At 53.3% G+C, this 14,886-nt stretch carries 12 protein-coding genes and 1 pseudogene; 5 read left to right on the plus strand and 8 right to left on the minus strand.

Going from position 1 to position 14,886, the window contains the following annotated elements:
• Positions 1–13 precede the first annotated feature (13 nt).
• A complete protein-coding gene (locus KRAC_RS64010) occupies positions 14–2,161 on the minus strand; it encodes a serine/threonine-protein kinase (protein ID WP_007919702.1) in 2,148 nt (715 codons plus the stop codon).
• Positions 2,162–2,888: 727 nt separating this feature from the next.
• Positions 2,889–4,778, minus strand: coding sequence for an ATP-binding protein (locus KRAC_RS47805; protein ID WP_040447323.1), 1,890 nt, complete (start codon positions 4,776–4,778; stop codon positions 2,889–2,891).
• A gap of 256 nt (positions 4,779–5,034) precedes the next feature.
• On the opposite strand from KRAC_RS47805, the gene KRAC_RS47810 reads away from it, so the two are divergent.
• The 4 genes from KRAC_RS47810 to KRAC_RS47825 all read left to right on the plus strand — a co-directional run bounded on the left by KRAC_RS47810 (position 5,035) and on the right by KRAC_RS47825 (position 7,510).
• Positions 5,035–5,643 (plus strand): helix-turn-helix domain-containing protein, encoded by a 609-nt coding sequence (locus tag KRAC_RS47810; protein ID WP_040447325.1) that lies wholly within the window; start codon positions 5,035–5,037, stop codon positions 5,641–5,643.
• Positions 5,616–6,167: a transposase gene (locus KRAC_RS47815; protein WP_157508172.1), complete on the plus strand. Its 552-nt coding sequence runs from the start codon at positions 5,616–5,618 to the stop codon at positions 6,165–6,167. Before KRAC_RS47810 ends, KRAC_RS47815 begins: the two co-directional genes overlap by 28 nt.
• 210 nt (positions 6,168–6,377) lie before the next feature.
• On the plus strand, positions 6,378–6,977 hold the full coding sequence (locus KRAC_RS47820) for a helix-turn-helix domain-containing protein (RefSeq protein WP_007921833.1): 600 nt from the start codon (positions 6,378–6,380) through the stop codon (positions 6,975–6,977).
• Entirely contained in the window at positions 6,959–7,510 is a 552-nt protein-coding gene (locus KRAC_RS47825) for a transposase (protein WP_157507754.1), read from the plus strand. Before KRAC_RS47820 ends, KRAC_RS47825 begins: the two co-directional genes overlap by 19 nt.
• Before the next feature lie 121 nt (positions 7,511–7,631).
• Here the strand turns inward: KRAC_RS47825 and KRAC_RS72860 are convergent.
• A pseudogene (locus KRAC_RS72860) lies at positions 7,632–7,775 on the minus strand (IS1 family transposase); the annotation flags it as partial.
• Positions 7,776–8,494: 719 nt separating this feature from the next.
• Between KRAC_RS72860 and KRAC_RS72865 the strand changes: the two are divergent.
• Positions 8,495–8,662: a hypothetical protein gene (locus KRAC_RS72865; protein ID WP_007919708.1), complete on the plus strand. Its 168-nt coding sequence runs from the start codon at positions 8,495–8,497 to the stop codon at positions 8,660–8,662.
• 344 nt (positions 8,663–9,006) lie between these two features.
• Here the strand turns inward: KRAC_RS72865 and KRAC_RS47830 are convergent, their stop codons facing one another.
• From KRAC_RS47830 to KRAC_RS47850, 5 genes are all read right to left on the minus strand, one after another.
• On the minus strand, positions 9,007–10,161 hold the full coding sequence (locus tag KRAC_RS47830; RefSeq protein ID WP_007919710.1) for a PD40 domain-containing protein: 1,155 nt from the start codon (positions 10,159–10,161) through the stop codon (positions 9,007–9,009).
• Positions 10,162–10,165: 4 nt separating this feature from the next.
• Positions 10,166–10,747 (minus strand): IS200/IS605 family accessory protein TnpB-related protein, encoded by a 582-nt coding sequence (locus KRAC_RS47835; protein ID WP_052569220.1) that lies wholly within the window; start codon positions 10,745–10,747, stop codon positions 10,166–10,168.
• A complete protein-coding gene (gene ltrA / locus KRAC_RS47840; RefSeq protein WP_007919712.1) occupies positions 10,740–12,536 on the minus strand; it encodes a group II intron reverse transcriptase/maturase in 1,797 nt (598 codons plus the stop codon). The genes KRAC_RS47835 and ltrA overlap by 8 nt, the downstream gene beginning before the upstream one ends.
• Before the next feature lie 582 nt (positions 12,537–13,118).
• Positions 13,119–13,652 carry a hypothetical protein gene (locus tag KRAC_RS47845; protein WP_052569222.1) on the minus strand — a complete coding sequence of 178 codons (534 nt, stop codon included), beginning with the start codon at positions 13,650–13,652 and terminating at the stop codon, positions 13,119–13,121.
• Between the two features lie 315 nt (positions 13,653–13,967).
• Positions 13,968–14,666, minus strand: a complete 699-nt coding sequence (locus tag KRAC_RS47850; RefSeq protein WP_157507966.1) for a zinc ribbon domain-containing protein — start codon at positions 14,664–14,666, stop codon at positions 13,968–13,970.
• Positions 14,667–14,886: the final 220 nt, after the last annotated feature.

The raw sequence follows: 14,886 nt of genomic DNA on the forward strand, positions 1-14,886 counted from the left end.
TAGTACATCCTTGTTAATTTTCCACTTGCCAGATGCGTACAGTATAGTTTTGGTCTTTGTCCTGAGCCGTACTGACGAGATACTTTCCGTCTGGTGACCAGTCAATCCTGGCAATGGTATCTCCATGCTCCGCGCAGGTCGAGACAATATTATGATCCTGGCCGTTCCAGACGCGAATCGTTTTGTCAGCAGTTGCAGCGGATGCAAGATAGAGTCCATCGGGAGACCAGATAGCAGGTTGCTTATACTGGACGTAATTATGGTTATAACTTTTTCCCCGCGAGTTGGCATCCCAGATCTCAACTGTCTCATTACTCGCCGACGCAATCCGGTTCTTGCTGGCAGAAGACCAGGACATGGTGGAAAGCTCGCTACTCACGCTTGCCAGATCTATTTTATTTGTATCCTCAGGCTCTGCTTTGCTTCCCAGCGACCAGATGATAGCCCAACTGAATGCTCCATCAGGATTAGTAAAGCTGATTGCTAACTCTTTGCTATCTGGTTTCCAGGCGAGATCCATTACTGCATCCATGTATGTAAATTGGTAAGTAGGATCATGATTGGTATATCCATCCCAGATGGCAACCATTGTCTGATCTATCGAGCCATTATTGAACTTGCCTGCTATTGCCAGAAATTTGCTATCGGGCGACCAGGCCATCACTTGGCCTGCAATATGACAGTTTGAGCGTGACTTGTGCGTAGTTGTATCATAGATCTCCACTATGCTGATGGGGTCGCTACTACCTACAAGAGGGCTTTCAGTTTCAAGCACGGCGAGCGATTTACCATCAGGAGACCAGGCGATCTGGACAATAACCGGTGCCTCTAAGAGATCTGTATGCCAGATATCCTCGCCTGTGAAGGCATCCCAGACATGCACCACCGTGTTGTCTTCGACCGAGGCGATATATTTGTTATCCTTCGACCAGGTTGCACTGGCAACTTTTGATGTGTGCTTATAGGTATGAATCAGGCTGGCTTGCGTCATAAAGCGACTCTTGATTGTCGTCCCTTTGCTGGTGGTTTGGCCCCCGTTCTGCTTGCTCGCGTTAGTATATTGGTCAGACACGAAATATGTAGTAGCCCACCAGGTGAGGCCTCCTCCAGCCAGCACAGCCGCAGCCAGGCCGCCGCCGATTATGGCACGCCGTGAGTAGGAGGTTCCTTTAGGCTCTGACTGTCTCTGTGTGTTGTCCATGGAAGAGACAGCTAGCGTTGGTGCCAGACCATATTGTGTCGCTGTGACTTCGGGGAGTGGATTCGCGCCCGCTAGCAGTGCTGGTGTAGTTGCAACCGGGCGGCCCGTTAAATCCTGAGGACTGAGATACCGTTTGTGAAGATATGCCTGCTCCAGTGCTTCCGCGAAATCCTGTACGCGGGTATAGCGCTGGTGATAATCTTTGGCCAGCGCAGTCAGTACAACCTGCTCAACTGCTGGATCGATGTCCGACATAAGTTCTCGTAGCGGCCGAGGGGGCTTTGTAACATGCTGGCTGGCGATCTCAAGATAATTTTTCCCCTGGAATGGACGCGTGCCGGTTAGCCATTCGTAGACCACAATAGCCAGGGAATACTGATCGCTGGTTGTGCGCGGCTTGCCCTGTAGTTGTTCCGGTGACATATAGACAACCGTGCCGATCACCTTCTCTACCGACTGTGACTGCGAACTGCGCGCCTGGGTGGCAATGCCAAAATCGCTGAGGAAAACCGTATCCTGCTCATCCAGTAGCATGTTCTCCGGCTTGATATCGCGATGGATGAGCCCTTGATCATGGGCATATTGCAGTGCCGCAGCGATCTGCTTGAGATAGGTTAAAAATGCATCTGGCGCCAGGGGCACGCCGCGCTGAAAATAGCCACGTAATGTACCGTGCGCGGCATAGTTCATGACCAGGTAAGGCACATCGTCTTCAATGCCAAACTCTAAAATATGGACAATATGGGGATGTTTGAGACGGGCTACCGTGCGGGCCTCGACCACAAAATTTTCCTGATCGGCCTGGTTGAGTTGAGCCTGCAGCACCTTAATTGCCGCCTGCGTCTCCAGGTGCCTATGCACGCCCAGATAGACATCAGCAAAGCCACCTGAGCCAAGTTCCCTGGTCAACGTATAGTTTCCAAGTCGCCGTCCTGGCACCATGACGTTTTTGTCAGCCATTGATCACCTCTAATCTAAAAGTATTCTTATTATTATAAATAATCATTTTGTCTATAACCATAATGGGTTTTGGTGCGATCCATGCAACCACTTGGCTTAAGGTTTGTGTGGCAGTAGGCAATTGTGGGCAATACGTTTCGGTTAGGGAGTGGAAGAGGAGAGCAATCTCCTCGTGGACATGGGAACGTGATGGCCTGGTTGCTCCACGCCCTTGAGAAGAGTGGACTCTTAATCAACAGCGATAAATCCAGAAGGAGAAGTGCCAGGGCCGATGAATGTAGGACCGGCCCATGCGAGTGTGGGGGAAGAGGTAGGACCAGCCCAGATGTGGAAAGAGGGAAAGGCGAAACTGAAAAGAATGAGCAGCAGAGACAGACAGGTGATTATGAGTATTAAGATGGTAGCATATGTACAGAAAGGGGTAATAAGAGCAAATAGTGCGTTCATGAGCATACCTCCTGAAAGTTTGAGTATTCAAATATGTTAGGAACGATGTACGGAAGAACTGAGAGAAGTATGCAATAAAAAAGGAAAAAGGACTATGAAGTAGTGCACACAAAAAGGTAACTATTTAGGTACACGAGAAAGACTTGCAATCTCCACAAAGAATCAGGTACGCTATCCACATGGATCGAGATGCTCAAATCGACTGGCTGATCCAAGAACTGGTGGTGGTTAAGTACAGCAATATTCACAAAGATTGAGCGACATGGCAAGGGAGCTTGTGTCACTCTCCCGGAGATGGGGTGATGGGCAAGGTAAACCAGAAGGTGGCTCCCTGACCAGGAGCGCTCTCCACCCCAACGCTCCCCTCATGCCGTTCAATGAACACCCGGCACAAATACAGGGGCAATCCACAGCTCAGATCCAGTCCATGTTGGATGGCACTGCCTTTGGCGCGATAGAAGCGTTCCCAAAGATGATTAAGATCTTCTCTTGAAATGCCTGCTCCCTCGTTGTGGACGGAGACCCGGGCGAGTGCTTCCTCAACCCGTACGTGCACCTCGACAGGTCGTCCTGGGGGAGAATAGGTGCGTGCATTCGTCAGATAGGTGGTGAGCACGTACGTGATCCGCCCGGCATCGGCGAGGATGGGCACCTTTTGTTCCGGAGACGGAACATCCAGCATGATGGGGTGCTCTGGCGCAGCGTGTTGCTGCCCGGCCACCACCTCTCTGAGCAGGGTGCCCAGATCCTCAGGGTACAGGGAGAATGGGAGCGTATTGGTCTGGATACGCGCATCATCGATCAAGTCATTGATCATCTGCTGCTGAAGTTGGGCACTCTGCGAGGCGGCTGCTAGGGGTTGCTGAATATGGGCAAAGGGTTCGCGGACCTGAACGGACGAAGGAGCAAGCTGCCCTTTGAAGGTCTGCAATCGGCGCTGTGCTAATTGCAGATTGCCCATGATCCCCGTCAGTGGGGTGCGCAGTTCATGACTGGCCAGGGTCAGAAATTCGCCAGCCAGGCGCCTCACTTCCTGCTGGGCAAGTGCTCGGTTCTTTTTCCCTTCCTGTGCAGAGAAATCGTGAATGCCCTTAATGAGCAGCATGGTCTGCGCGGTGACGGCTTTCACGAGCGCGATCTCCTCTGGCGTGTACGCTCCTTCCGAACTCGCTTTGGTGACCATCAGCAACCCAACCCACTGCTGCTCCAGAAACAGAGGAACGAGCAGGATCGTCTCGGAGCTAGGAAACGCGGGGTAAAGAGACGCCGGAAAAGGCAATTGTTTCCCGAGGCGTGCAATGGTGTGCAACCGATTCATCGCAAGCACTACCTCTTGGTTGGCGCCCAGGCGAGCGAATGCCGCGTCGCCAAGCAATTCTGAGGGATGGAAGAATCCCCCGATATCTCGCCAGTACTGTTCTTGTTCAGCAGTATAGCCACTTCCCGCGACATAATACAGATGGCCCGTTCGATGACCGTGCGCGAGCATATCCACAGTGTGACAATTCAGGACAGACTGGATGACATCCACCACCTGCTGGGCCACGAAGAGCACTGGCGACGAGAGGAGGAAGGTTTCTTTCGGCAAGACGCGATCCATCTGCTCGGGAATCTTCGCGATCGCGTTGAGCAGGTCCAACATGGCCTCGTGGACACGTTGGAGATAGGAGATTTCATCCCCACAATGGAAGACCGAGACGGTTTCCTCTGTGTCGCGCCCTTGCGCACTCACGGGAAAGGAGCGAACCGTGACCGAGATCTTGCTCCCCGAAGGCAGATGCAGCAGCAGCGTCTGTTCTGGCAAACCGGCTCCTGTTGTCCCGGCAAGAGCGAGGTTCATCAGCCATTGCTCTGAGGGAGCACATGGTGGCTGCTCATCAGAGCGGATGTAGGAAGTGAGAAATTGCTGGTAGTCTCTTCCTTGGCATTGGGCTTCGGAAGCCACTTCAAAGAGCTTGCGAGCAGCGGCATTGATCCGTACAATCTTCTGGTTGCGATCATACGCAATGAGACCCTCTGGAAAAGACTCCCAAACGGCTTTCAACTGGCGAAGTTGCATCTGGTCGTGGGGTGTGATCCTCAAAGAGCGGGAGTGAGGAATCGACTTCCCTGCAGACGTTCCACCCCGTTTCTGTTTGCGTTGTGTGACATGGTGCGAGCTTTTACCCACCACATAATCTCTTTCGGCAATGCTCAATTGCGCTGCAAGCTGAGAAAAAGAACATTATTCTAAGTTCATTGTATGCGTCGTAGAAAAGAGACTTCAATCTCATCACACGATAATTGCCAGGAAGAACACTTTGGTTTTGAGAGAAGGGCTGAATAATGAGGTAGCTCAATCTTTGTGAATATCGCTGTAGTGCTGCGTTCCTCATTGGTATTAAAATAGAAGGTGGAAGTGTTGCCGATGAGAGAGGAGCAGAGCCATGCCCAAACACGTGAAAGCCCGAGCGGCGCAGGATGAGCAGGAAGAACGCCAGATCCGCAAACTCGCGCGAAGCCTCCATGGGCCCGCTGATTGGAAGTTTCATGCCCAGATGGTGACCGAGAGTTGGGCAGGCAAGACGCCCAATGAGATCGCAGCCGAGTTGCACTGTCATCCCCAAACGGTGCGCATCCACCTGGCCCGCTTCAACAGCGAAGGGATCAATGGTCTGGGGATGCGAGAAGGAGTAGGGCGCAAGCCGCGCTTGAGCGAGCAAGAGCGTAGCCGGATTCTCGCCCTGGCGAAGCAGCCGCCGCCCGGACGGCTAGAGCGGTATGCAGGTGGGAGCCTGGAGGCTCGCGACGAGGAAGGCTCGGCGCAGTGGAGCCTGGATGCCCTCACCGAAGCAGCCCATGCCGCAGGCATCCAGGTGGAACGCAGCCAGATCCGGCGGATTTACCTGCGCGAAGGGGCTCGCTGGCGCCGTACCCACAGTTGGGGGACCAGCGATGATGAAGAGTTCGTCCCAAAAGGACTGTGGTCGTCACCCACTATATCCAGCCACCCGAAGGGTCGACGACCATCTGTACCGACGAACTCGGACCGGTGATCCCACGCACCTTTGCACCCGCTCCCGGCTGGTCTTCCAATGGCCATCGCATCAAGGCGCCATTGGAGTATAGTCGCGGGGATGACAAAGTCTGGATTTATGGAGCGCTGCGGGTCTGCGATGGGAAGGAAATCACGCGCTGTGCAGCTGCGCGCAATTCCAAGAACTATATCGAGCTCCTCAAGGACATCGAAGCCGACAATCCAACCGGGGACGTTTTCATCATCACGGACAATCTGAGCAGTCATAACAGCCTAGAAACCCGCACTTGGCTGGCGGACCACCCACGTATCCAACATGTCTTCATTCCCAAAGGAGCGTGCTGGCTGAACTTGCAGGAGGGCTGGTGGCGCCTCTTCCGCCGCGATGCTCTGGCTGGCCAGAGCTTTGCCAATGCCGATGAGATTGAACGCGCGATGCAGGTGGCCACGGTGCAACTCAATCATCGAGCCAAACCGTGGATCTGGGGACGACCGCCCAAAACGCGGCGCCATCTGCATCGCCTCTTTTCTTACCGCCTTTAAGGAACGCAGCAGTAGCGGTGGTTTGTTGATTTGGGAACTTCCGCGCTCGGAGAGCGAATGAAGCGTCTTGGTTCTGTTATGATGAGTCCAGCCCTCATCTGCCATCAATGGATGGGATTTTCTGAGTCAACAAAGTACCGGTAGTGCTCAATTCCTCATTGGTGATACGCTAAAAGAGAGAAAGCAAGTCACCAAGAGAGGAGCAGAGCTATGCCCAAACACGTGCAAGCCCGAGCGGCGCAGGATGCCCAGGAAGAACGCCAGGTGCGCAAACTGGCCAGGAGTCACCACGCACCTGCTGATTGGAAGTTTCATGCCCAGATGGTGGTGGAGAGCTGGGCAGGCAAGACGCCGCAAGAGATCGCCACCACGCTCTCATGCCATCCGAGAACCGTGCGCATCCACCTGAACCGCTTCAATGCGCAAGGGATCAACGGCCTGGGAATGCGGGAAGGAGCGGGACGTAAACCGCGCTTGACCGAGCAGGAGCGCAGCCGGATTCTCGCCCTGGTGAAGCGACCACCTCCAGGGAGGTTAGAGCGGTATGCCGATGGGAGCCTGCAGGCCCGCGAGGAAGAAGGTTCAGCGCAATGGAGCTTGGATGCTCTCACGGAGGCGGCCCATGCCGCGGGTATCCAGGTGGAGCGGAGCCAGATCCGACGGATCTACCTGCGTGAAGGGGTACGCTGGCGCAATCGCCATAGTTGGGGAACCAGTGATGACAAAGACTTTGCCCCAAAAGAACTGCGGTCGTCACCCACTACACCGAGCCACCCGACGGGTCGACGACCATCTGCACTGACGAGTTAGGACCGGTGACCCCGCGTACCTTCGCGCCAGCGCCTGGCTGGTCAGCGGATGGGCACCGCATCAAAGCTCCCCTGGAATACAGTCGTGGGGATGACAAGGTGTGGATCTATGGAGCGCTGCGGGTCCGCGATGGCAAGGAGATCACGCGCTGTGCGGCTGCGCGTAATTCCAAGAACTACATTGAGCTGCTCAAAGACATCGAGGCGGATAATCCGACAGGGGACATCTTTATCATCACGGACAATCTCTCCAGTCACAATAGTCTGGAAACCCGCACCTGGCTGGTGGACCATCCGCGCCTCCAGCACATCTTCATTCCCAAAGGCGCCTGTTGGCTCAATCTGCAAGAAGGGTGGTGGCGCCTCTTCCGACGCGATGCCTTCGCTGGCCAGAGTTTTGCCAATGCTCATGAGATCGAGCGAGCGATGAGCGTCGCCACGGCGCAACTCAATCGGCGAGCCAAACCGTGGATCTGGGGACGGCCGCCCAAAACGCGACGCCACCTGCACCGTCTCTTTTCTTACCGCCTTTGAGGAATAGAGCAGTAGTGCCGCGTTCCTCATTAGCGCTATTATTAAAAATAAAGCGATGTGGCTCTACGAGTCCATCCCTTTTGTTATCACCAATGAGGAACATAGCAGTAGTAAGTGTTAGACTCGAATTATACTGAACAATGAATCCTAGCGTGATCAAATAATGATACTCATCGGACTTGGAAAAGGAGAGTGTTTGTCGCGTATAACGCCCAAGCCGTTGGCGTAACGTATTGTTCCAGTGTTCCATGTGTGCCGTCTCCCCAGTTTCTTTTCCAACACTGAGCTTTATCCAGTTTGGTAGAGCCAAAGAAGATGAAATCTAGGTGTGGTTGACCCATTTGAGAAGCGTACCCGAAGCGAGGAATGAAGTGTATTTCTTCTTTGGCAGATGAAGTGCGACCCGCAAAAAACCTTGATTGTTACACGCACGGGTGTAGGTAGTGCGCTACTTACGTACGCGCCTATGCTGGTTGGCCTGGTGCTACTTGCCCATGCGTCTAAGCTGAGTGATATATCTGTTGCATTGCTGTAATGCTCACTTAACGCGAAGGCGCGTACGTAAGTAGCGCACGGTAACCTTTATGTACGCGTCTACCGATTGTTGCCGAATACCCGTGTAGACATCCCAGAATTCGACGACGCTCACCTCAAAATGGTATACCCCAATCAACTTGTAATCCCCAGCGACGAAAGCGACGATAGCCGTCCATCTCTACGACCCCCCGCGCCCAGCGAGGCATGTCCGCAACGCGTGAAAATTGTGATCAAAAGGCCGTGCTAAAGCCCCTTTATCCGGTATTATTCTCTCACAAGGATATGACGTAAGCGAAACCCAAAAGTAAAAAAGGTCAGTACCAGGCTCGCCCACCGTCATCAAGTCGCACCCTTTGATCCTTAGCTCGCTAGCCTGCATACCTGGTACGTCGACCAGGGCAGGCACCCATGACACACCCGTCCGCACCCAGAAAGGATGTGCCACCCATGAGTCTCGCACTGCGCAAAAACCAGATGTTCGCTCTCGTCCTGCTTGCCATGCTAACCCTGATCGTCGTCGGCCTCGTCGCCTTCAGCACCATTGCTCACATCAACCTGTGGCATTTCTTTTCCACTTTTAACTTCAAGCCCAATATGATATATCCGGGCGGCTAGAAGCTAATTCTTTGGTTAACAGAACTTATTATCTGCGACGAGCCGCTTGATTGGGCAAACCGCAGGGACGCAATTTTAGCGCTCGCCAGCCAGTACATCGTCAACCAGGCCTGTTGAAAGGATCGTGACCATGTCTCATTACGATTAACCAGGCAGATAACATCTCATCTCGACACTACTCCGTCTCGGGCTTTGCCCGACACCGCGCGAACGAGAGGGCCATCCCTAGTGAGCCAGGGATGGCCCTCTTTTGTGTGAGGAGAGGCGTGCCGCCCATGCAGGTGTAAATGTCACGTGGAACGCCCCACGCCCGGCCGGCTGCGTTTTCGAGATATGTCCCATGTCTATATACGCGTCCAGCCGATGATGCCCAGAGGGGCTTGGGTGGTATTGATTTGCTGGTAGGTGGCAAGCTTGTGGACGGTTGAGCCATCCTGGGTTGACATGATTTGTAGTGTCTGCGTGGTCATGGTGCCATCGCTTGATAGGGTTCCTACCGTGCTAACAAACCAGCGGGAATCGCGTGAGACCCTATCCCAGGGCATGGTTTCTGTTGGGAGGGATGCTTGAAGGTAATAGGCGCTGCTTTGCCTCGGCAAGATCTCCTTGAGGCCTGTGCCATCACGATTGACGCGCCAGGTTCCGGTAGGTGAAGATTTTACCATGTTGCCTTGAGAGAGTCCCGTCGCCTGGGCGGCCTCGAAGACGATGCTGGTATCGGTCACGGCGATGATCTGACCAATCAAGAGTGAGGGAAAGGGCGGGTAGGCCTCTTTGAGCACGGTCTCTGGTGAGCCTCCTTTAAAGGGATGCGCAACAAGTAAGCTGACACCTGGTGAGATAATGCCACCCTGGGTGTCGGGGCACTGGCTATGGTAGAGCGTCTGCATATCGGGAGCAAGCGCGTAACTCCAGCAGAAGAGGGATCTTTCGTCAACAATTTGGCGTGGCTGCCTGTTATCTTGAGCGATCTGCTGCTGTGTAGTATCCAGCAGATAGACGTTATGGGGTGGTACTGGGCTGGCAAAGGCTACCTCATTCTGTATGACTGCCAGGCGTGTGCTATCGGCCCAGAACAGGGGTGAATAGTAGTTATCGTTGCTGGAGCTAATGTTGTTGCTATCAAATTTATATGTGTAGGTGACATGAATGGAGGTGTTGTCTGTGTTGAGAACATATATGCCACCGGTAGCAGCAGGAGAACCTGGATTAGCGATAGCAGTCTGTGGCGAATTGCCATCGGTCTGGAAAAAGGCGACCTGTCTGCCATCAGGCGACCAGACAAAATTGCCGATATTTTTGCCACAATAGAGGGTCTGTAGCCCCTTGCCATCCATACGTATAGCCTTTAATTTTACCTCTCCATCGGCAGCTACTCCCGTAATATTTCCGTATTGGGCGTTGGCTGATTGCGTCGCAAAGAAGATCCACTGCCCATCGCCTGAGACTTGAGCGCTATACAGTATCTTAAAGTGATGACAACTATGCCTAGAGGTCATCCGTTCAGACGGCCAGCCGTCTCGGGAGAACTGCGGCTCCCGCTACTCCTCGCCCCACTTGCAAAGGGTCGGAGCTACTTTTGCGTAAGATGTTGTAGGATCCGTTGATATCGGCATGAATGAGGCGTCCATCCCTGGCGCGATACCAACTGCGCGCCACACGCTTGCCTGAGAACACCGGCTTCTCAGCAGCGTTGGTCTCATAGGTTGGGATGGGGTCGTCGTCCAGAAAACTGGCCTTGCTGGTGTAGCTTTCTTCCTGAAGGATGACCTTGATCCCAACCAATCGCGCTTTGTAGGTCAACTGCTCAATGAAACGAGCATGGGGAAGCTGCACAAACTGCTGGTTGTTCCTGCGCCCCATGCTCACCTCTTGTTTCCACAAGGGATTCTTGCCAATCACCAGCGTTCCGATGCCTTCGCTCACCAACAGGTCGATGATCCGACGGCTGGCCGTGTGCAGATACGCATCCACACGGCGATTGCGCTTCGTCGTCACGCGATCCAGGTGGCGGGAGGTGTATCGGTTCTCATGCGCGAGGCGTTGCTGCTGCTTGGCGCGCTGTTTGTTGTTAAAACTAAGCATGAGTGTCACCACTCCTACTCGTCTTCAAAACCGTGCTTGACAGTTTCCCGTCACACGGCTCCTCAGTAACATGGCCTTTGTCGTAGGTACCGTTGGCCTTTTTCGAGTGGCGCTCGTCGTGGCAATGACGATGGAGAGCGAACTTGTTGCTCAATTCCTCTCCGCCTCCTTCACTTTTCGGGGTAATGTGATCGATCTCTATGAGGTCTTCATCTTTGAAGTACAGTCTACACCAACGGCATTTTCCCTCTTGCTTCTGTAAAAGTTTTGCTTTAACTCCGTTAAGAAGCGGGTGTTTCTTGAGTCGCTGGCTCCAGTAAAGAAGATTTCCGTCATATGGGCTGGCAGTTCCTTTCACTTTTACATGACGCCGGATGTATGTTTGTTGGTGGTTTCGTAGTTGTAGGTCGGGGGTTCGGAAGATCCATCCCTTTCCTTCATCCACTTTCCAATACTTTTGCATAATCCAGTGTCGATTTTTGTTTGGGTGCCTGCGATTCGACCATCTTTCCAGTTGTCGAAAAAGTACCATGTCGCAGTGCTTGAATGCCCTTCTTGCACAGATGCTTCGGTAGTAGTTTGCCCATCCGTAAATGACCGGGTTCAACTCTTTAATGAGCTTTTCCTGTTTCATGCTCCGGTGCTCTGCTACCAGACGATGCGTTTCTTTCACATGGTGCGCAATCGCTTCCTTACTGGGTCTGATGAGTGTCTTGAAGCCAAGTGGTTGACCATTAGGCCGCTTTCCGGTGTGTGTTTTCCCCATCGGATACTGGCGTATGGTGAAACCAAGGAAATCAAATCCCGTTTTTCCCTGATATTCCATCAAGGTGTGCGTGATCCGTGTCTTGCTCGGCTTGAGTTCTAGTCCAATGCGCTGTAACCATTCCGAAAGGATTTCTTTTGCTTTTTCGACGCCTTCGAGCTTGGGATGGAAAACCACCAGATCATCGGCGTAGCGGACAAATTTGGGTCGTCCCTCCTTCCACCGGTAGGCCGCTATCAAGTCCGTTTCCATACCATGAAGCGCGATATTCATAAGTAATGGTGAGATGACTCCCCCCTGCGGGGTTCCTTTCCGGGTCTCGTCAAATATGCCATTATCAATGATTCCCGCTTTGAGCCAAGCTTTCACAAGCAGCCTTACTGCGGGATAGGTGTCGAGTTTGGCGAGAAGTGCCTGATGATCAATATGATCAAATGCTCCTTTAATATCGGCATCCAGGACATACTTTGCCTGTGTGCAGATATTGGTGTGAATGGTTTGAATTGCATCATGACAGGAACGTCCAGGGCGGAAACCAAAGCTATTGGGTTCAAATTTGGCTTCCCATTGTGGCTCTAAAGCGAACTTTACGAGGCACTGGTGCGAGCGATCTCGCATGATGGGAATCCCCAAGGGTCTTTTCTCATCCTTTCCAGGCTTGGGAATATAGATCCTTCGCACTGGTTGGGGTTTGTATTGAGACCATTGCTTGGGGTGGATTTGTTCAGCCAGAGTGAAACGCTGGGCCGGTTTGACTGATTTTACTCCGTCAATGCCTGCTGTGCGTTTTCCCTGGTTGTCTTGGGTCACTCGTCGAACCGCTAAAAGCCTTGTCGCTCTGGATTTCATCAGAAGTTTCTGTAGTTTGTGGACTGCTCTTGTGTTGCCACGGCTCTCGGCTTTGAAGATGCGCTTTTGTAGGCGGTAAATATGCTGCTCGAGCTTGCGCCAGGGCAGCTTGTTCCAACTTTCACTCTCAGGGTCAGGTGGTAGCTTGATCTTGGGTGCCTTCGTTTTCACCATACTACTCGTTTCTCTTCATTCCATGTTACCGTGCCTACGTCAGCATATCCTGGGCATTACCCCAGGCATTGGCTTTTTAGGCAATCCTTCTCGGAGGCAGCTTGCGGATGGTTTCCTGCTCATCGTATCGACCTCCAATGAGAGCGTACCTTCGAGTTACTCCGTTCCGATTATCTGTTTTGCGCTGCCGTAGGTTTGTGCTATCCACCGGGTACGCTAGTGAGTGAGGCAGGGTATCACGACACTACCCTTTCACTTTCTCCATTGTTTCGCAGATTGGTACCTTACCTTTTGGTCAAGTCTATCAGCCTGTTTGACTTGTTCAACCTAACGATGGTTCCGTTGCACATTCGCGTTATTCATTCTGTTGAATGAACTGCTAACCATAGCCGCCTGACTCGGAGATGGGTCTGCTTCAGACTAGCAGTTTCCTCTCCTGGATACCCGCTTTACGGATTGAGGACCAGTCGCTACCGTAGGGCATCGTCTTTCCGTGCTCACTTCACAGGTGAGGAATTGCACCTCACGTCAGATAATCAGTTATCAAGACATTGATCAATGTCTTGCCAGCCTTCCCCTTACTTATCCAGCAAGTTTCGGCTGAACGGATCGCACGTAGCACTGATTGAGGCTTTTGAGGGGTTTGCCACTCACCAGGCGAGGCACAAAGCCAGGTTTGTCGCTGGTGATGGCAGCGAGCACATTGACACCCACATCCACGGCTGCTCGAAGCTGCGGGTTGACCGCAGCCGGTTGGATCTCCTGCTCATAGACGACTTCGACCATGTAGCCATCAGCGCGTGGAACGATGCGAACCTGCGCAATGGCCTCCCAGGTGATCTGAGTCGCTATCTCGATGGGCAGTCCTGATGGGACGAGCTTGCCTGTGCGCTTGAACGCCCTCTTGCCCAGGGCTTTTTTCTCGTAGATGAGCAGGAAGCGGCCTTTGGCCTTGTCTTTGTAGCCAGGGATCTTGGGCCGTCCCGTGAAGGCAGAGGGGTCTTCGCGGTAAGCCTCCATGCCTTCAAAAAAGCCGCTCCAATTGTGGTGGAGCTGAATGAGGATGGCATTACTGACTTTGCGGGGCAGGGCACAATAGGCCTCGTGCCGTTTCAAGCGATGGAAGATGGCAGCGTAGGGGAGATAGGCTCCCTCGTGAAAGAAGGCTTGTCGGACGTGGTAATTGGCCTGATTTTAGAGGTTCTTGGAGGCAAAGGCCGCCTGATCAATGACAGCAAAGCGTGCATCATTCTGGCGAATGAGATGTCGTTCGACCAACTGCACCTGGTGCCTCCTTCCTTTCCAACAACACGTCCTTCGTGTCGGTGAACCTCTCTCTTGGTGTTTCATGCAAGAACATTCTTTCTAACAAAACTCTACCAGAGACGCCTCCAGTTGTCAATATCTAGAATGATTCCTTGGAAACGTTTCTCACACCTTTTCCTGTGGCAGGGCTAGAATGGTATTGCTCTGCCTAGTCTGCGTATCATAGCGCTTGAGCACGGGCGCCCCTGATAAGGTCTCATAGTAGACAAGATTCGCGTTTGTACCCTGAGCCAGGTAGGCTTTGACCATGGGGTGGGCTTTGCCAGTGGCGGGACACTCTGTCTGCGTCGCGGGCATTGGCTCGGTCTTGCGTGGAGCAGCCACATCTTTGGCCTGCGTGGCTTGTGTTCCTGGCACTCCATGGGCCAGGATGGGTACAACACGCACCGCTGCGGTAGCCACAATAGCCACGGCCACGACGCTGATAATCACCTTGCCCAGGGCAGTCTGTAAGAAGCCTGAAGCAGCCTTGCCCAGAGTTGACTTAGCCGCCAGCGAGGAGCCCGTGGGCGTTCCCGGAGCGCTGGCGGGCAAGCTCACCTGTGGCGTTTCCGGCGCCGATGGCACCGACGCCGTGCTGGCGGTAGGCGTCGGCGCGACCAGGGGCATTGGCTCCTCATAACGCGTGATAGCCTCTTCAGGAAGGGATATACTGGCTTCTGCGTGTGTATCGGCCTGGCGGCGCTCCGTCGCATCCTGCTGCCCAGGCGCGAGAGCATGACCGCAATAGGCACAGAAGATTGCATCGGTGGGATTGGAGCACTGACACCGGGGGCAGAGAGGCTGCCCGACATGTTCCGACATGAGCGAAATAATCCTTTCTAAGAGGGATAGCAAATATTTAAACGCAAAACCATAAATATACTTTTTGCTGGATATTGTATAATAAATGCTCTGTTCGGGCAATAAGGACAGTAGCTGCGTACGCCAGTAGCGGGGCCGTTGCGCAAAGAGAATGCCAGCAGGCACGCCGCCCATGCAGGTGCGCAAGGATAAGGTGCTTGTAAACGGCGCACCTACCTTG

The organism is Ktedonobacter racemifer DSM 44963 (assembly GCF_000178855.1).
Taxonomy (GTDB): Bacteria; Chloroflexota; Ktedonobacteria; order Ktedonobacterales; family Ktedonobacteraceae; genus Ktedonobacter; species Ktedonobacter racemifer.